Genomic DNA, 17,065 nt, shown 5'->3' on the forward strand with positions numbered 1-17,065 from the left:
CACGTCTCCGTCCCGACCCTTGGCTGAGCCGACACGGTAGGTGGACGGTGGCAACGCTGCCACCTCGGGGGTGGGTCAAAAGCGTTGGCCGGTACTGGGTCACTTTACTTGGCCATTAACACCGGATGCCAAAACCTCCGTTTTGCTCCGGTTTTTCCATCGGTGATGGCTCGCGTTAATCAGCAATAAACACAGCGTGTAATAATCAAAAAACCCCCGAGTCAGTCACCTGGCTCGGGGGTTTTGCGTTGTGGCGCTGCAGTTACTTGGCGGCCAGCGCCACGCCTACCTTCGAGCGGTTGGGCCTGCCGATGGCCTGGGTGATCCAGCTGCCGGTGGCGGCCAGGGCGTCGAGGTCGATGCCGGTCTCGATGCCGAGGCCGTTGAGTAGGTAGACCACGTCTTCACTGGCCACGTTGCCGGAGGCGCCTTTGGCGTAGGGGCAGCCGCCCAGGCCCGCCACGGAGCTGTCGACCACGCTGATGCCTTCTTCCAGCACGGCGTAGAGGTTGGCCAGCGCCTGGCCGTAGGTGTCATGGAAGTGGGCAGCGAGCTTGTCCATGGGGATGTCGCGGCTCACCGCTTCGACCATGCGCTTGGCCTTGAGCGGGGTGCCCACGCCGATGGTGTCGCCCAGCGAGACCTCGTAGCAGCCCATGTCATAGAGCGCCTTTGCCACCTCGGCCACCTTGGCGGGGGCGATCTCGCCCTCGTAGGGGCAGCCGAGCACGCAGGAGACGTAGCCGCGCACCCGCACATTGGCGCCCCGGGCACGCTCCAGCACCGGCTCGAAGCGGGCCAGCGATTCGGCCACGCTGCAGTTGATGTTCTTCTGCGAGAAGGCCTCGGAGGCCGCGCCGAATACCGCGACTTCCTCGACGCCACACTCCAGCGCCGCTTCCAGCCCCTTGAGGTTGGGGGTGAGGGCAGCGTAGGTGACGCCCTTGCGGCGGCTCAGGCCGGTCATCACCTCGCGGTGATCGGCCATCTGCGGCACCCACTTGGGGGAGACGAAGCTGGCCGCCTCGATGTAGGCGAGGCCGGCCGCGCCCAGGCGGTCGATCAGCTCGAGCTTGGTCTCGGTGCGGATCGGTTCGGGCTCGTTTTGCAGCCCGTCCCGGGGGCCGACCTCGACCAGGCGCACCTGCTTGGGAAATGTCATGAATCTTCTCCTGTCGTGCTCACGACGAGCCGATGATGTGCCTTCGAGTCGCGGCTTGCCAGGCGACAGCTCTTCGAGGGGGCGCTGTGAACCCTTCCCTGGGCGCTACCGATGCCATCCATGGCATCGGACCCCCTCTGCGATCTGTCGCCGGCGCCGCACGTCAGAGCTGGCCTTTTACTCCTCTGCGGCGAACTCGAGCAGCACGGCGCCCTGGCCGACGGTGTCGCCGGCGGCGAAGTGGAAGCTCTCCACGTGGCCGTCGGCGGGGGCGGTCATGGTGTGCTCCATCTTCATGGCTTCCATGACCATCAGCGGCATGCCTTTCTCCACGCGTTGGCCCGGTTCCACCAGCAGCGCCACCACGGTGCCGTGCATGGGCGCGGTCAGCGTGGATTCGGCTTCGTGGTGGCCGTGGTCGATGGCGTCGATGCGCCGCCAGAACAGCCGGGTCTCGCCGCGCGGGTCAACCATCACCACCACGTTGCCGTCGCGGCGCGCCTGCAGGCGGCGGCGGTGGCCGTTGAGGGTGACCGCCACGGCATCGCCTTCCAGATGCTGCAGGCGGGCGGTGAGGGTCTCGCCGCCGATGGTCAGGTGCCAGGGATCGGCGTCGGTCTCACGGGTGCCCTCGACCACCACCACGTCCTCGGCGTCCGGCGCCTGGGCATTGGTCAGGTTCTGGCCGGTGGGGCACAGCGAGATGCGGATGGTGTGCGGGGCGTTGAGACGGAAGCCGTCGTGGCGATCCCAGGGGGAGTCGCTCTCGCACTCGCGGGCCAGCTGGTTGAGGCCGATCAGGGCGGCGCCGGCATAGGCCTCGATGTCGTACTTGACCGGGGCGAACAGGGTGGCTTCGTTTTTCTCGATGAAGCGCGTGTCGAGTTCGCAGTTCTTGAACGAGGGGTGGGTCGCCAGGCGCTGCAGGAAGGCGCGGTTGGTGACCACGCCCTGCACGTCCAGCGCCGCCAGGGCGCGGTTCAGGGTCGCCAGTGCCTGGTCGCGGTCGTCGCCGTGAACGATCAGCTTGGCGAGCATCGGGTCGTAGTGCATGGAGACGGCGTCGCCGGTCTCCACGCCGCTGTCCAGGCGCACCCGGGTCGGGTCGAGGCCGGCGCCTTTCAGGTCCATGGCGAACTGGGTCAGCAGGCCGGTGGCGGGCAGGAAGTCCTGCTCCGGGTCCTCGGCGTAGAGCCGCGCCTCGAAGCTGTGGCCGGTGATGGTCAGCTCGTCCTGGGTCATGGGCAGCGTCTCGCCCATGGCCACGCGCAGCTGCCACTCGACCAGGTCCTGGCCGGTGATCATCTCGGTGACCGGGTGCTCCACCTGCAGGCGGGTGTTCATCTCCATGAAGAAGAAGGAGCCGTCCGCATCCAGGAGGAATTCCACCGTCCCGGCGCCCACGTAGCCGATCTCCTTGGCGGCGCGCACGGCGGCTTCGCCCATCTCGCGGCGCAGTTCGGCGGTCATGCCCGGCGCGGGGGCTTCCTCCAGCACCTTCTGGTGGCGGCGCTGCACGGAGCAGTCGCGCTCGAACAGGTAGACGCCGTTGCCGTGGCTGTCGCAGAACACCTGGACCTCGACGTGGCGCGGCTGGGTCAGGTACTTCTCAATCAGCATGCGGGTGTCGCCGAAGGCGGCCTGGGATTCGCGGCGGCAGCCGTCCAGGGCGGCCTGGAAGTCGCCGCTGGATTCCACCACGCGCATGCCCTTGCCGCCGCCGCCGGCGCTGGCCTTGAGCAGTACCGGGTAGCCGATGGCGTCGGCCTCGCGGCGCAGCAGGCCGTCATCCTGGTCGTTGCCGTGGTAGCCCGGCACCAGCGGCACGCCGGCGTTGGCCATGCGCGCCTTGGCCGCGGACTTGTCGCCCATGGCGGCAATCGCCGAGGCGGGCGGGCCGACGAAGGTGATGCCGGCGGCATCGAGCGCCTCGACGAAGGGGCCGTTCTCGGAGAGGAAGCCGTAGCCGGGGTGGATGGCGCCGGCGCCGGTGCGCTTGGCGGCTTCCACCACCGCCTCGACCTTGAGGTAGCTCTCACGGGCGGCGGCGGGGCCGAGGCGCACGGCCTCGTCGGCTTCGCGCACGTGGCGGGCGTTGGCATCGGCGTCGGAGTAGACGGCGATGGTGCGCAGACCCATGGCGCGGGCCGTGCGCATCACCCGGCAGGCGATCTCGCCGCGGTTGGCGACCAGCAGGGTGTCGAAGGTGTTGGGTCGGCTCATGAGCGTCGCTCCGTGGCGGAAGTCGTGTTGTCGTCGTCGGGCTGGTTCCAGGCGGGCCGGCGCTTCTCGAAGAAGCTGGTCAAGCCTTCCTGGCCTTCAGCGCTGACGCGCAGTTCGCTGATCACGCGGCAGGTGTGCTCACGCGTTGCCTTGCTGTCGGGCTCGCGGGCCACCTCGGCGAGCAGCGCCTTGGTGGCGCGCTGGGCCTGGGGCGAGCCGCCGAGCAGGGTGTCGAGCATGCGGGTCACGGCGGCGTCCAGGTCGTCGGGGCCGACCACCTGGTGAGCCAGGCCCAGCGCCAGGGCGGTGGCGGAATCCATGACCTCGGCGGAGAGCGCGTAGCGGCGCATCTGGCGCGGGCCCAGGGCCCGCTGCACATAGGGACTGATCACCGCCGGCGAGAGGCCGATCTTGACCTCGGAGAGGCAGAACTTGGCCTTCTCGGAGGCAATCACGATGTCGCAGCAGGCGGCCAGGCCCACGGCGCCGCCGAAGGCCGCGCCCTGCACCCGGCAGACGGTGGGGCAGGGCAGGGTGTCCAGGCCGTGCATCAGCGCCGAGAGCTTGCGCGAGTCACTCAGGTTGCCGTCGAAGTCGTACTCGACCATGCGCTTCATCCAGCCGAGGTCGGCCCCGGCGGAGAAGCTCTTGCCCTCCGAGCCCAGCACCACGGCGCGGATCTCGCCCTGCCCGGCGGCCACGTGGAGACTCTCCAGGTGGGCGTTGAGCTCGGCGATCAGGCTGTCGTCGAAGGCGTTGTGGACCTCGGGTCGCTCCAGCATCAGCCAGGCCACGCCGCGCTCGTCGATGGTCAGTCGGGAATAAGTCTGTGTCATAACGACCTCACATCCGGAAGACGCCGAACTTGGTTTCCTGAACCTCGGCATTCATCGCCGCCGCCAGCGACAGGCCCAGTACATCGCGGGTCTGGGCCGGGTCGATGACGCCATCGTCCCACAGTCGAGCGCTGGCGTAGTAGGGGTGGCCCTGGTGCTCGTACTGCTCGCGGGTCGGCTTCTTGAAGGCTTCCTCGTCCTCCGGTGACCACTCGCGACCCTCGCGTTCATGCTGGTCGCGCTTGACCTGGGCCAGCACGCCGGCGGCCTGCTCGCCACCCATCACGGAGATGCGGGCGTTGGGCCACATGAACAGCAGGTTGGGATCGTAGGCGCGGCCGCACATGCCGTAGTTGCCGGCGCCGAAGCTGCCGCCGATCAGCACGGTGAACTTGGGTACCTTGGCGCAGGCCACCGCGGTGACCAGCTTGGCGCCGTGCTTGGCGATGCCTTCGTGCTCGTACTTGGAGCCGACCATGAAGCCGGTGATGTTCTGCAGGAAGATCAGCGGGATCTTGCGCTGGGCGCAGAGTTCGATGAAGTGCGCGCCCTTGACCGCGGACTCGGAGAACAGCACGCCGTTGTTGGCGACGATGCCCACCGGGTAGCCGTGGATATGGGCGAAGCCGGTCACCAGGGTGTCGCCGTAGTAGCGCTTGAACTCGTCGAAGTCGGAGTCGTCGACGATGCGGGCGATCACCTCGCGCACGTCGTAGGGCTTCTTGAGGTCGGTGCCGACGATGCCGTAGAGCTCGCTGGGGTCGAGCCGCGGCGGCTTGGGTGCCTGCATGGCGAGCTGGCCGCGCTTCTGCCAGTTGAGCCGTGACACGCAGCCGCGCGCCAGCTGCAGGGCGTGGGCGTCGTTCTCGGCGTAGTGGTCGGCCACCCCGCTGAGCTTGCAGTGCACGTCGGCGCCGCCCAGGTCCTCGGCGCTGATGGTCTCGCCGGTGGCGGCCTTCACCAGCGGCGGGCCGCCCAGGAAGATGGTGCCTTGCTCCTTGACGATGATCGACTCGTCGGCCATGGCCGGCACGTAGGCGCCGCCGGCGGTGCAGGAGCCCATCACCACGGCGATCTGCGGGATGCCTTCCGCCGAGAGGGTGGCCTGGTTGTAGAAGATCCGCCCGAAGTGGTCGCGGTCGGGGAAGACCTCGTCCTGGCTCGGCAGGTGGGCGCCGCCGGAGTCGACCAGGTAGATGCACGGCAGGCGGTGCTTGCGGGCGATCTCCTGGGCGCGAATGTGTTTCTTCACGGTGAGCGGGAAGTAGGTGCCGCCCTTGACCGTGGCGTCGTTGGCGACGATCACGCACTCCACGCCCGACACGCGGCCGATGCCGGTAATCACGCTGGCGGCGGGGACCGGGCCGTCGTAGACGTCATGGGCGGCCAGCGCCGAGAACTCGAGGAACGGCGAGCCTTCGTCGATCAGGTGATCGATACGGTCGCGCACGAACAGCTTGCCGCGGGACTCGTGGCGCGCCCGCGCCTTCTCGCCGCCGCCCTGGGCGATGGCTGCGGTCAGCTCGCGAAGCTTCATCACCTCGTGACGCATGGACGCGTCGTTGGCCTGGAAACCGTCGCTGCGCGGATTGATCTGGGTAGTCAGGATGGCCATTTATCGGCTCCTCAATTCTGAAGCGTATGAATGTGCGAGCGATACTCAGACTCTGGGGGGAGAGCCTGAGTGAGCGCAGCCATCCTTACTTGGATTCGTTGAAGATCTCGCGGCCAATCAGCATCCGGCGAATCTCGCTGGTCCCGGCACCGATCTCGTAGAGCTTGGCGTCGCGCAGCAGCCGCCCGGTGGGGTACTCGTTGATGTAGCCGTTGCCGCCGAGCAGCTGGATGGCGTCCAGCGCCACCTGGGTGGCCTTCTCGGCGCAGTAGAGGATCACGCCGGCGGCGTCCTTGCGCGAGGTCTGGCCACGATCGCAGCCGGCGGCCACGGCGTAGAGGTAGGCGCGGCAGGCGTTCAGGGTGGTGTACATGTCGGCGATCTTGCCCTGCACCAGCTGGAACTCGCCGATGGACTGGTCGAACTGCTTACGCTCGTGGATATAGGGCACCACGATATCCATGGCCGCCTGCATGATGCCGATGGGGCCGGCGGCGAGCACGGTGCGCTCGTAGTCCAGGCCGCTCATCAGCACGCGCACGCCCTTGCCCTCTTCGCCGAGCACGTTCTCGACCGGCACTTCGCAGTCCTGGAACACCAGCTCGCAGGTGTTGGAGCCGCGCATGCCCAGCTTGTCGAGCTTCTGGGCGGTGGAGAAGCCCTTGAAGTCCTTCTCGATGATGAAGGCGGTGATGCCCTTGGAGCCGGCGTCCGGGTCGGTCTTGGCGTAGACCACCAGCACATCGGCGTCGGGGCCGTTGGTGATCCACATCTTGTTGCCGTTGAGCACGTAGTGGTCGCCTTCGCGACGGGCGCGCAGCTTCATGGAGACCACGTCGGAGCCGGCGCCCGGCTCGGACATGGCCAGCGCGCCGACGTACTCGCCGCTCATCAGCTTGGGCAGGTACTTGGCCTTCTGCTCGGCATTGGCGTTGATCTTGAGCTGGTTGACGCACAGGTTGGAGTGGGCGCCGTAGGAGAGACCCACCGAGGCGCTGGCCCGGGAGATCTCCTCCATGGCGATGCAGTGGGCCAGGTAGCCCATGCCGGTGCCGCCGTCCTCGTCCGGCACGGTGATGCCGAGCAGGCCCATGTCGCCGAACTTTTGCCACAGGTCGTTGGGAAACTCGTTCTTCTCGTCGATCTCGGCGGCGCGCGGGGCGATCTCGTCGCGGGCGAAGGCGTTGACCTGATCGCGCAGCATGTTGAGTTCGTCGTCGAGGCCGAAGTCGAGGGGCTTGTAGGGCGTGTGCATGGGTGGCTCCCTTGTTGTGCTGTCAGGTGGTTGGCCGGCAGGCCGAAGCGGGCACAAAGCTGCCGCACTCTGTTGACGATGGTCCAAGCCTAGGCGAGGTTGACGTTAACGTAAAGTGCAGGTTTTGTCGGCTTCGACGAATGTCGAAGGGCGGGGCGCCGGGGAACCGGGCGCCCCGCCCGCCTCAGCCAGCCAACCAGAGCGCCAGTTGGTGGTAGAGGGGGATGCCGATGATCACGTTCAGGGGGAAGGTTAGGCCCAGAGCGGCGAGCATCGCCAGCCCGATATTGGCGTCGGGAATGGCGGTGCGCATGGCCGCCGGCGCGGCGATATAGGAGGCGCTGGCCGCCAGGGCGGTGAGGATCAGCAGCGAGCCGGCGGGCAGGCCCAGTGCCAGGCCCACGGCCAGGCCGGTGAGGGCCAGCAGCGGGGGGGCCACCAGGGCGAAGGTGAGCAGGCGCCAGTGGTACCAGGGGATGGGGCGCAGGGTTTCCGCGGCGGTCAGGCCCATCTGCAGCAGGAACAGCGCCAGCACGGCGTGGAAGGCGCCGGTGAGCAGGTCGGTGACGTTGGCGCCTTCCATGGGGCCGTACATGGCGCCGATCACCGCGCCGCCGGCCAGCAGGATCACCCCGCGGTTGGTCAGCGTCTCGTGCCAGATGCCCTGCAGCGCCTCGGCGGAGTCGCTGCCCTTGTAGCGGCGATAGAGGGCGATGGCCACCATGATCGCCGGCAGCTCCATCATCACCAGATAGAGGGTGACCTCGGCGCCGATGGTCAGGCCGCGCCCCTCGGCGAAGGCCAGCGCCACGGCGAAGGTGCCGGCGCTGACCGAGCCGTAGTGGGCGGCCAGGCTGGCGCTGTCCGCGGCGGAGAGGCGCACCAGGCGGCGCAGCACCGGCATCAGCACCAGCGGGATCACCGCCCCCAGCGCGGCCACGGCCAGCAGCTCCGGCACCAGCGACCAGCCCAGGTTGCCGTAGAGCGCCATGCCCCCCTTGAGGCCGATGGTCAGCATCAGCAGCAGGCTGAGGGTGTCGTAGGCGGCCTTGGGAATGGTCAGGTCGGACTTCACTACGCCGGCCAGCAGGCCGAGCAGGAAGAACATCACCACAATATCGGGCATACGCGTATCTCATTGGTCGGGGAGGGGAGACGGCGGCGATTGTGAGGACATCTCGATATTGAGACAAATTACAAGTCGGGCAATATACTATAGATGATTATCTATGCGAGTGTTCCGGCACGAGGCTTGCGATGAACATCCGTCATCTTACCTTTCGTCTGCTGCAGGTCTATGTGGCGGTGGTGCGCAGTGGGTCGGTGAGCGAGGCGGCGCGCCGGCTGCACCTGACCCAGCCGACCGTCTCCCAGCAGCTCAAGCGGCTCGGCGAGGCGGTAGGCGAGGCGCTGCTCGAGACCCGCCAGGGGCGGCTCATGCCCACCGAGGCGGGCAGCGAGCTGTATCGGGCCAGCCGCGAGGTGCTGGGCCGCTTCGCCGACTTCGAGGACTACCTGGAGGCTTTGCGCGGCGGTGAACGCGGACGCTTTTCCGTGGCCCTGGTCAACACCGCCCAGTATGTACTGCCGCGCTTGCTTGGCCCCTATAGCCAGGCGTTCCCTGACGTGGACGTTACCGTGCATATCGGCAATCGCCGTCAGATGCTGACCCGCTTCGAGCGTCAGGAAGACGATCTCTACGTGTTCAGCCATCCCCCCTCGCTGGCCCATGCCGTGGCCGGGCGCTTCTTGCGCAATCCGCTGGTGGCGGTGGCGCCACGGGGCCATCGGCTCGCCGGGCGAGACGCGGTGGCAATGAGCGAGCTGCTGGAGGAGCGCTTTCTGCTGCGCGAGCCGGGTTCGGCGACCCGCATGCTGTTCGAGAGCTGGCTGCAGGAGCAGGGGCTCTCCCTGGGGCCGACCCTGCAGATGGCCAGCAACGAGGCGATTCGCGTCGGGGTGGCCTCCCACATGGGGCTCGCCGTGCTCTCCGAGCATGTGCTGCCGCCGGAGCATCCCGACCTGGTGATCCTGCCGGTGGCGGGGCTGCCCATCGAGAGCCACTGGCAGTTCATCGTGCGCCGCGACCGGCGTCTGTCTCATGCGGCGCTGGGGTTTCTGCGCTTCGCCGAGGGCCATCTCGACGAGTGCGTGGAGCCGCGCTTCCTGTGCAACGAGCTGAATGCGCTGCTGGCGGGCTTGGAGCGGCTGACCTGAGGCGGCGTGCGGGACGCCGTCGGCTCAGGCGCGGGAGTCACTGGGCAGAGCGTGCTCCTCCTGGCAGGGGCGTTCGAGGGGCGGGGAGGTGCTGGGCCTGGCCAGCAGGAAGCCCTGCATGCTGTCGCAGCCGGCGGCGGCCAGGTAGTGGAACTGCTCCCAGGTCTCCACCCCTTCGGCGAGCACGCTCATCTCCAGACGATGCCCCAGGTCGATGATGCTGCAGATGATCGCCTCGTCCTTGGGGTTGCGGCCGATGTCCTTGACGAAGCAGCGATCGATCTTGATGCGGTCCAGCGGCATCTTCTTGAGGCGATTGAACGAGGAGTAGCCGGTTCCGAAGTCGTCCAGGGCCAGGCGGTAGCCGGCGTGGCGCAGGGCCTTGAGCTGCTGGAAGGCGAAATCCGGGTCGAGGTGCAGCAGGGTCTCGGTGATCTCCAGCTCCAGCCGGCGCCGCGACACGCCGGCCGCGTCCACCTGGCGGTTCAGGCAGTCGACGAAGTCGGACTGCAGCAGCTGCAGGGGGGATATGTTCACGGCCACGTAGGGAATACGCAGGGCCTCAGCGTCCCAGGCGGCGATCTGCCGGCAGGCCATCTCGATCACCTGCCAGCCGATCGGCACGATCAGCTGGGTCTCCTCGGCCAGGGGAATGAACTCTCCCGGCGATACCATGCCGCGCCGCGGGTGGTCCCAGCGCAGCAGGGCCTCGACGCCGTCCAGCGTCCTGTCCGCCAGGGTGTACTGGGCCTGGAAATGCAGCAGCAGCTGGTCGGTGCCGATCGCCAGGCGCAGGTCCTGCTCCAGGGAGAAGTGCTGCTGGGTGGCGTCCGTCTGGCTGTGCTGGTAGCGCAGGACCCGGTTCTTGCCCAGCGACTTGGCGTTGTGCAGCGCAGTGTCGGCGTTGCGCAGCAGCGTATGGTGTTCGATGCCGTGCTGGGGGCATAGGGCCAGCCCCATGCTGGCGGTGATCTGTAGATGCAGGCCGTCCACGCTGATCGCCTTGCGGGTCTCGTCCAGCAGGCGCTCGGCGGTCTCCTCGGGCACCGCATCCGGGGTCAGCCGCTGGAGCAGCACGAACTCGTCGCCGCCCAGGCGAAACAGCTCGCTCTCCTCCGGCAGGGCGGCCTGCCAGCGCCGGGTCAGCTCGATCAACAGCTGGTCGCCGGTCATGTGGCCCAGGCTGTCGTTGATCAGCTTGAAGCGGTCCAGGTCCATGAACAGCAGCGCGAAAGGGGGGTGCTCGGGCTGTTCCAGCAGCGCTGTCATCTCCTGTTCCAGCCGCAGTCGGTTGGGTAGCCCGGTCAAGGGGTCATGGTGCGCCTGGTGGCGCAGGGAGTGTGTCTGCTCGGCGACGCGGCGGGCCAGGCTGTCCTCACGGCCGTACATGCCAAGAATCACGCCGGAGGCCAGGGCGCCGACCAGCACCAGCAGCATCTGGAACTCCAGCGAGCTGTTCTCGGAGCTGGTGGCACGGTAGGCGTGGCCGGCGCTCATCTCCACCTGCCAGCGCTGCTGGGCGAAGTCGAAGGCGAAGCCAGCGCGATAGAGCTCGCCGCTGTCCATGTCGCTTTCCGGCAGATGCCGGTAGAAGGTCTCATCGGCTTCCTTGAGGGTCAGGGCGACATGCTCGAGACCGCTCATCGCGATGGCCGCCTCCACCATGCGCTGGATGGTGAAGACGCCGGCCATGAAGCCGACCAGCTGCTTGTCGCGGTCGAGCAGGCCGCCGTTCTGGGCATCGGGATTGAGATAGACCGGCTGCAGGATCAGCGCGCCGGGCTCGTCGGGGGCCTGGGTCAGGTTGAGAATCTCGGTGGCCACCGGTCGGCCGGTTTCCTGGGCCTGTATGACCCAGCGGCGCCGGTCGGGCTCGGAGAGCAGGTTGAAGCCGAGTGCCGCGGTGTTGGCGGCGAAGGGTTCGACGTACTGCACCACGACCAGCGGGTCGTCGGGCTCGGGGGACTCGCCATAGACCGCGAACGCCGGCCAGTCCAGCAGCGCTTGCGTGCGCCGCTCGAAGGCCTCGCGCTCCTCGGCGGCGACGATGGGGTCCCAGGAGTAGGCCAGCACCGCCGGGTTGTCGGCAAAGATATCGCTTGTCACCGCCCGGAAGGCATCGGGTGACATGCCCTGCTGCTGGGTGAACTCGCGTTCGAGTCGGCCGAGGTCGGCCAGATTCTGCTGATAGAGGTGATTGAGGTTGGCCTGCAGGACGGCCATGTCCCGCTGGAAGCCGTTGGCCAGCTGGCGCTCCAGCTGAAACAGGTAGGCCTGGTTGGTGACCAGAATGGCGGTGAGTCCGCCGGCGAGCAGCACCACCAGGCGCCGATGCAGGCCTGGGCTGCGGCGTTGATGGGGCGGGGTGAGCAGGGCCAGACACAGCGGAGCCATGAGGATGACGCCGAAGCTGTCGCCCAGCCACCAGGTCAGCCAGTCGTGGGCCAGGCTCATGCCCCCGGTCGGCTGGGTCAGCCACCACAGGCTGGTGACGCCGATGCTGGCGCTGATCAGGGTGCTGCCGAAGCCCGCCAGGAGGATGAAGCGTCCCAGGCGGATGTCGCCGCGCAGCGAGACCGGGTCGCCGAGGCGCTTCAGCAGGTAGGTACCCGCCGCCGCCTGCAGGGTCACGCCGACGGCGATCAGCAGGGCCGAGAAGAATAGCTCCGGGGTCAGGGCAAAGCTCCACTGGGTGGGCATGCCCAGGTTGAACAACAGACTGCCCAGGCCGGCCCCCGGCAGGATGCGATAGCCGAAGTGTCGTCCCGCCGCCAGTGCGACCCCGGCGGGGAGCCAGAAGGGAATGATCTGGGAATGTAACCCAGAGTGACTGACGACAACGCCCATCAGGAGATAGACGAGCGCAAGCGCGGGTATAAGGCCCCACAGTGATGGTCGAGAGCGCAACGCTATCCTCCAGGCATGCTGTCCGGTGTCATCCCCATTAAGGCACAGTTACTTGCAGGGTTACAGATATACGAAACGATCAGGGTGGCCGGGCGAGGCGTCATAGGACAGCCGGAAAGAACAGCGGTTCGCCGTCGAGGCGGAATTCGGCGATGGCGTCCTGGCCCTCCTCCGAAAGCAGCCAGTCATGCCACTGTTCGGCCAGGTCGTGCCTGAGGTGGGGGTGGCGTTCGCGGGAGAGCAGCAGGCTGGCGTAGCCATTGAACAGCGCCTCGTCACACTCGAACAGCACCGCAAGCGCCTGGCGATTGACGAAGGTCGCCCAACTGGCGCGGTCGGCGAGCGCGTAGGCGTCCATGGCGGCGGCGGTGTTGAGGGTGGCGCCCATGGCGCTGCCCAGTTCGCGGTACCAGGGGGCGCTGGGTTCGATTCCTGCGGCAGCCCAGAGGCGCTGCTCGGCGCGGTGGGTGCCGCTGTCGTCGCCGCGGGAGGTGAAGGGCGCCTCGGCGGCGGCGATCCGGGCGAAGGCTTCAGCCGCGGTTGGCGCTTCATCGATCGCCGCCGGATCCTCGGTGGGGCCGATCAGCACGTAGTCGTTAAACATGATGTCGGCCCGTTCGCTGGCGTGCCCCGCGGCGATCAGCGCGGCTTCGCCCGCGGGGTCGTGAACCAGCAGGGCGTCGGCGTCGCCGCGCCGAGCGAGGGCGAAGGCCTGGCCGGTGCCCACCGCGACCACCCGCACCTCGATGCCCGTTGCGTTGTGAAAACGCGGCAGCAGGTGGTCGAAGAGCCCGGACTGCTCGGTGGAGGTGGTGGAGGCGAGCAGCAGGACCTTGTCCGCCGCCGCGGCCGTGCCGGCGGCCAGGGTGCTGACCAGGCTCAGCACGCTCAGCGCCATGACGGCCGGGCGCGGGGAGTGGGAGCGGTGCGAGCCTCGACGCGAGCGTCTCATCATGGCCTCACCAGATCAGCTCGCCGGAGACGAAGGCGCGGGCCAGCGGGGTGCGGGGCTCGGCGAAGAAGCGCTCGGCGGGGGCATGCTCGACCACGCGGCCCTCGTGGAGGAAGACCACATCGTCGGCCAGGCGGCGTGCCTGGTTCAGGTCGTGGGTGGACATCAGGACATGCGTGCCCTGCCCATGGAAGGCGAGCACGGCCGCTTCCACCTCGCGTATGGAGGCCGGGTCCAGCGCCGAGGTGGGCTCGTCGAGAAACAGCACCTCGGGGGCCAGGGCCCAGGCTCGAGCCAGGGCCAGGCGCTGCTGCTCGCCCCCCGAGAGCACCCGCGCCGGTCGGTCGGCCAGTCCCCCCAGACCGAATCGCTCCAGCGCCGCGGCGGCCAGGCCGCGACGCCGGCGCCAGGGCACTCGCTGGGCGGCCAGCGCGTAGGTGAGGTTGGCCAGCGCCGAGCGGCGCAGCATCACCGGACGCTGGAAGACCATGGCTTGGCGCAGCGGGCGCCCGCTCGAGTGGGTCTGCCAGTGGATCCGGCCGCTGCTGGGGGCAAGCAGGCCATGGGCCAGACGCATCAGCAGGCTCTTGCCGGCCCCGTTGGGCCCCAGGATCAGGGTGCGGCCTCTGGGCGGCAGGGTCAGGGAGACGTCGTGCAGCAGCGTTCGACCGCGGTGGGCAAAGCCCAGCCCCTCCAGGCGCAGCAGCGGCGCCTGGGCGGGATGTGCCGGACGCCGGTGTCGGTCGTCGATGGGGGTGCTCAGGTCGGTCATCCCAGGCGTCTCCGGGCGCGTTCGCCGATCAGGTAGGCGGCGGCGTTGACCAGCGCCACCAAACCCAGCAGCACCAGGCCGAGGCCCAGCGCCAGGGCCAGGTTACCGCGGCTGGTCTCCAGGGCGATAGCGGTGGTCATCACCCGGGTCACGCCCTCGATGTTGCCGCCGACGATCAGCACCGCGCCGACCTCGGCGCTGGCCCGGCCGAAGCCGGCCAGCACCACCGTCATCAGCGTGAAGCGCGCGTCCCACAGCAGCCCCGGCATGGCGCCCAGGCGGGTGATGCCGAAGGAGCTTAGCTGCTCGCGATACTCCTGCCACAGGGTGTCGATATGGTCGCGGGTCAGGGCGGCGATGATCGGCAACACTAGCAGGGTCTGGGCGATCACCATGGCCGTCGGGGTGAACAGCAGCCCCAGGTTGCCCAGCGGGCCGGCCCGGGAGAGCAGCAGGTAGATGACCAGCCCCGCGACCACCGGCGGCAGGCCCATGAAGGCGTTGAGCAGGGTGACCACCAGGCCGCGGCCAGGGAAGCGCCACAGCGCCAGCGCCGCCCCCAGCGGCAGGCCGATCACCGCGCCGATCAGCACCGCCGCCAGCGAGACCTGCAGCGACAGCGTCACGATGCTGACCAGCATGGGGTCGAGACTGAGGAGCAGGGTCAGGGCGGACTGGAAGGCGTTGTCGGTCTCCGGCATTGCGCGTCTCTGGCGAGCGAGGTGGTCGGCGGTTCGTCACCGCTATCCTACGCTACGCCAGCCTGGGCGGCATTCGCGAAACGACACCGGCGAGCCTCTCTGGCCCGCGGCAATGCCGGACGCAGGGGGCCCTGTGCCATTGAAAAAGCCGACAGAGCGCATTGTCTGCCGGCTTTACCAGCCCTTTACCTTGCCTTTAGCCGAGGGCCGGACGCATCAGTGACGGGCCATGCTGGCATCGATCAATGGGGTGATCCGTCGGACGCTGGCGCGCCGGTTTTCCTGGCTGGGCCCCTGCGTGTCCACTTTCAGGTAGCGTTCACCATAGCCTTGTACGATCAGGTTTTCCGGAGGAATGGCGAAGTATTCCGTCAATGCCAGGGCAACGGCTTCCGCTCGTCGGTCGGAAAGGCCGAGGTTCATCAGATCCGACCCGACGGCGTCGGTGTGCCCCTCGACCAGGAAGATTTCGTTCGGGTGCTCCTCGATGATATCGGCCATGGTAAGCCCTATCATGCGCAGGGCTTCGGCTTCGGAAGGCTGGATAGCCGACGAGCCGGTGGCAAACTGGATGACGTCAAGATCGACGCGCGGCATCAAGTCGCGGAGACGCTGGTTCTCGCGCACCTGTCGGAGCGTGAAAACCTGCTCGAACTCCTGTACCGGCGGCGCCAACAGCGCCTGGCGCAGGATATCCTGATCGGCGCGACGGTAATTGACCACGTAACGATCATCCGGCAGGTCGTGGTGCAGGGGAGGGAGCGACTCGTTCAGTTCGACGGAAGATACCCAGCTGTCGGTCCTGCGGGTTTCGTCGATCAGCACGATAGCCGTGTCATCGGGAAGATAACGGGTACGCTTGAGCACGAAGCCACCGGAATCGCGAATGGTCACGATCCGGCTGCCATCCTCGCGAGTGACGGTGGAGCGGGTGACGCCATCGGCAAAGGATTCGGTGGTCTCGGTGACCCCGGGGCGACGCAGCAGCAGGTTCTCGTCCTTGCGCACATGCAGTTCGCCGTCACGTTCGACGATCATGCGGTCGCCTTGATCCGCGACGACACGTCCACCCAGCTGTGGAATCAAGGCGCCCACGACGGCACCCGCCGCGGCGGCGCCCAGGTACTTCCACATCTGGCTCTTGTCACTCTCGGTCTCTGACGCCGTCGCGACCTTGACTTCCTCGTCGCTGCTGCGGGTGGTGTCGGAGGTCACGACTTCCTCGGACGTCGTGGTGGCTTCTTGGGTGTCGAGGTCGGCGACAGCGGCCAGGGCTTGTGCTTCAGCCTCGGCGAGGGCTTGAGCGTCCTCCTCGGCCTGCTGCTTGGCCAGGGCCTCTGCCTCGGCTTTCTCTATGGCCTCCTGCTCGGCCAGGGCATCGGCTTCGGCCTGCTCGATGGCTTGCTGCTCGGCCAGGGCGTCGGCTTCGGCCTGTTCGGCCTGCTGCTCGGCCAGGGCGTCGGCTTCGGCCTGCTCGACGGCCTGCTGTTCGGCCAGGGCATCGGCTTCGGCTTTGTCGATAGCTTCCTGCTCGGCCAGGGCATCGGCCTCGGCCTGCTCGACGGCTTCCTGCTCGGCCAGGGCGTCGGCTTCGGCTTTGTCGATAGCTTCCTGCTCGGCCAGGGCATCGGCCTCGGCCTGCTCGACGGCCTGCTGCTCGGCCAGGGCATCGGCTTCGGCCTGCTCGACGGCCTGCTGTTCGGCTAGAGCGTCGGCTTCGGCCTGTTCGGCCTGCTGTTCGGCCAGGGCATCGGCCTCGGCCTGTTCGATGGCTTGCTGCTCGGCTAGAGCGTCGGCTTCGGCTTTGTCGATAGCTTCCTGCTCGGCCAGGGCATCGGCCTCGGCCTGCTCGACGGCCTGCTCGACGGCCTGCTGTTCGGCTAGAGCGTCGGCTTCGGCTTGTTCGGCCTGCTGTTCGGCCAGGGCATCGGCCTCGGCCTGTTCGATGGCCTGCTGCTCGGCCAGGGCGTCGGCTTCGGCTTTGTCGATAGCTTCCTGCTCGGCCAGGGCATCGGCCTCGGCCTGTTCGACGGCTTGCTGCTCGGCCAGGGCGTCGGCTTCGGCCTGTTCGATGGCTTCCTGTTCGGCCAGGGCATCGGCTTCGGCGTCGGCCTTGGCCTCGGCCTGCTCGATGGCCTGCTGCTCGGCCAGGGCGTCGGCTAGGGCTTCCGCTTCAGTGTCTTCTGCGGACTCTGTGACCTGAGCGAGTTGAATGATCTCGGTATCGGCAGGCGTTATCAGCGCCGTCTGGGCAATACCTGGGCTCATTAGCGACAGCGATGCCACAAGCACCGCGGGCTTTCTGAGAATACGCATTCGCTGTTTCATGTTCATCTTCCTCGACTAGCGCCCTGGGGTGGATCGCCGTGCTCTGCCAATCTGCCGAGGCAAGTTTCGTTTTCTGAGGTGAGTGACTAAGCGGGAG

12 protein-coding genes are annotated in these 17,065 nt (G+C 67.8%); 1 reads left to right on the forward strand and 11 read right to left on the reverse strand.

What is annotated here, in order from left to right; translation table 11 throughout:
* Window positions 1–262 precede the first annotated feature (262 nt).
* The 6 genes from HOP52_RS14235 to HOP52_RS14260 all read right to left on the reverse strand — a co-directional run bounded on the left by HOP52_RS14235 (window position 263) and on the right by HOP52_RS14260 (window position 8,217).
* Entirely contained in the window at window positions 263–1,162 is a 900-nt protein-coding gene (locus tag HOP52_RS14235) for a hydroxymethylglutaryl-CoA lyase (RefSeq protein WP_238978066.1), read from the reverse strand.
* Window positions 1,163–1,339: 177 nt separating this feature from the next.
* On the reverse strand, window positions 1,340–3,385 hold the full coding sequence (locus HOP52_RS14240; RefSeq protein WP_238978067.1) for an acetyl/propionyl/methylcrotonyl-CoA carboxylase subunit alpha: 2,046 nt from the start codon (window positions 3,383–3,385) through the stop codon (window positions 1,340–1,342).
* Window positions 3,382–4,221 carry an enoyl-CoA hydratase-related protein gene (locus HOP52_RS14245; RefSeq protein WP_238978068.1) on the reverse strand — a complete coding sequence of 280 codons (840 nt, stop codon included), beginning with the start codon at window positions 4,219–4,221 and terminating at the stop codon, window positions 3,382–3,384. Before HOP52_RS14245 ends, HOP52_RS14240 begins: the two co-directional genes overlap by 4 nt.
* Window positions 4,222–4,228: 7 nt before the next feature.
* Window positions 4,229–5,836 carry a carboxyl transferase domain-containing protein gene (locus tag HOP52_RS14250; protein ID WP_238978069.1) on the reverse strand — a complete coding sequence of 536 codons (1,608 nt, stop codon included), beginning with the start codon at window positions 5,834–5,836 and terminating at the stop codon, window positions 4,229–4,231.
* An 85-nt stretch (window positions 5,837–5,921) separates the two neighbouring features.
* Window positions 5,922–7,091 carry an isovaleryl-CoA dehydrogenase gene (locus tag HOP52_RS14255; protein WP_238978070.1) on the reverse strand — a complete coding sequence of 390 codons (1,170 nt, stop codon included), beginning with the start codon at window positions 7,089–7,091 and terminating at the stop codon, window positions 5,922–5,924.
* A 184-nt stretch (window positions 7,092–7,275) separates the two neighbouring features.
* Entirely contained in the window at window positions 7,276–8,217 is a 942-nt protein-coding gene (locus HOP52_RS14260; RefSeq protein ID WP_238978071.1) for a sodium-dependent bicarbonate transport family permease, read from the reverse strand.
* A gap of 131 nt (window positions 8,218–8,348) precedes the next feature.
* On the opposite strand from HOP52_RS14260, the gene HOP52_RS14265 reads away from it, so the two are divergent.
* Window positions 8,349–9,308 (forward strand): LysR family transcriptional regulator, encoded by a 960-nt coding sequence (locus HOP52_RS14265; RefSeq protein ID WP_238978072.1) that lies wholly within the window; start codon window positions 8,349–8,351, stop codon window positions 9,306–9,308.
* Between the two features lie 24 nt (window positions 9,309–9,332).
* Here the strand turns inward: HOP52_RS14265 and HOP52_RS14270 are convergent, their stop codons facing one another.
* The 5 genes from HOP52_RS14270 to HOP52_RS14290 all read right to left on the reverse strand — a co-directional run bounded on the left by HOP52_RS14270 (window position 9,333) and on the right by HOP52_RS14290 (window position 16,968).
* Entirely contained in the window at window positions 9,333–12,215 is a 2,883-nt protein-coding gene (locus tag HOP52_RS14270; RefSeq protein WP_275298215.1) for a bifunctional diguanylate cyclase/phosphodiesterase, read from the reverse strand.
* A gap of 100 nt (window positions 12,216–12,315) precedes the next feature.
* Window positions 12,316–13,170: an ABC transporter substrate-binding protein gene (locus HOP52_RS14275; RefSeq protein WP_238978074.1), complete on the reverse strand. Its 855-nt coding sequence runs from the start codon at window positions 13,168–13,170 to the stop codon at window positions 12,316–12,318.
* Window positions 13,171–13,174: 4 nt separating this feature from the next.
* Window positions 13,175–13,939: an ATP-binding cassette domain-containing protein gene (locus tag HOP52_RS14280; protein ID WP_238978075.1), complete on the reverse strand. Its 765-nt coding sequence runs from the start codon at window positions 13,937–13,939 to the stop codon at window positions 13,175–13,177.
* Window positions 13,936–14,640: an ABC transporter permease gene (locus tag HOP52_RS14285; protein WP_238978076.1), complete on the reverse strand. Its 705-nt coding sequence runs from the start codon at window positions 14,638–14,640 to the stop codon at window positions 13,936–13,938. The genes HOP52_RS14280 and HOP52_RS14285 overlap by 4 nt, the downstream gene beginning before the upstream one ends.
* Window positions 14,641–14,856: 216 nt before the next feature.
* Window positions 14,857–16,968: an OmpA family protein gene (locus tag HOP52_RS14290; RefSeq protein WP_238978077.1), complete on the reverse strand. Its 2,112-nt coding sequence runs from the start codon at window positions 16,966–16,968 to the stop codon at window positions 14,857–14,859.
* Between the last annotated feature and the right edge of the window lie 97 nt (window positions 16,969–17,065).

The sequence above is a fragment of the Billgrantia campisalis genome, from assembly GCF_022341425.1.
Taxonomy (GTDB): domain Bacteria; phylum Pseudomonadota; class Gammaproteobacteria; order Pseudomonadales; family Halomonadaceae; genus Halomonas; species Halomonas campisalis.

Coding starts and splice junctions, on each gene's coding strand:
- HOP52_RS14235 (WP_238978066.1), bottom strand. CDS start 1,162: ATGACATTTCCCAAGCAGGTGCGCCTGGTCGAGGTCGGCCCCCGGGAC.
- HOP52_RS14240 (WP_238978067.1), bottom strand. CDS start 3,385: ATGAGCCGACCCAACACCTTCGACACCCTGCTGGTCGCCAACCGCGGC.
- HOP52_RS14245 (WP_238978068.1), bottom strand. CDS start 4,221: ATGACACAGACTTATTCCCGACTGACCATCGACGAGCGCGGCGTGGCC.
- HOP52_RS14250 (WP_238978069.1), bottom strand. CDS start 5,836: ATGGCCATCCTGACTACCCAGATCAATCCGCGCAGCGACGGTTTCCAG.
- HOP52_RS14255 (WP_238978070.1), bottom strand. CDS start 7,091: ATGCACACGCCCTACAAGCCCCTCGACTTCGGCCTCGACGACGAACTC.
- HOP52_RS14260 (WP_238978071.1), bottom strand. CDS start 8,217: ATGCCCGATATTGTGGTGATGTTCTTCCTGCTCGGCCTGCTGGCCGGC.
- HOP52_RS14265 (WP_238978072.1), top strand. CDS start 8,349: ATGAACATCCGTCATCTTACCTTTCGTCTGCTGCAGGTCTATGTGGCG.
- HOP52_RS14275 (WP_238978074.1), bottom strand. CDS start 13,170: ATGATGAGACGCTCGCGTCGAGGCTCGCACCGCTCCCACTCCCCGCGC.
- HOP52_RS14280 (WP_238978075.1), bottom strand. CDS start 13,939: ATGACCGACCTGAGCACCCCCATCGACGACCGACACCGGCGTCCGGCA.
- HOP52_RS14285 (WP_238978076.1), bottom strand. CDS start 14,640: ATGCCGGAGACCGACAACGCCTTCCAGTCCGCCCTGACCCTGCTCCTC.
- HOP52_RS14290 (WP_238978077.1), bottom strand. CDS start 16,968: ATGAAACAGCGAATGCGTATTCTCAGAAAGCCCGCGGTGCTTGTGGCA.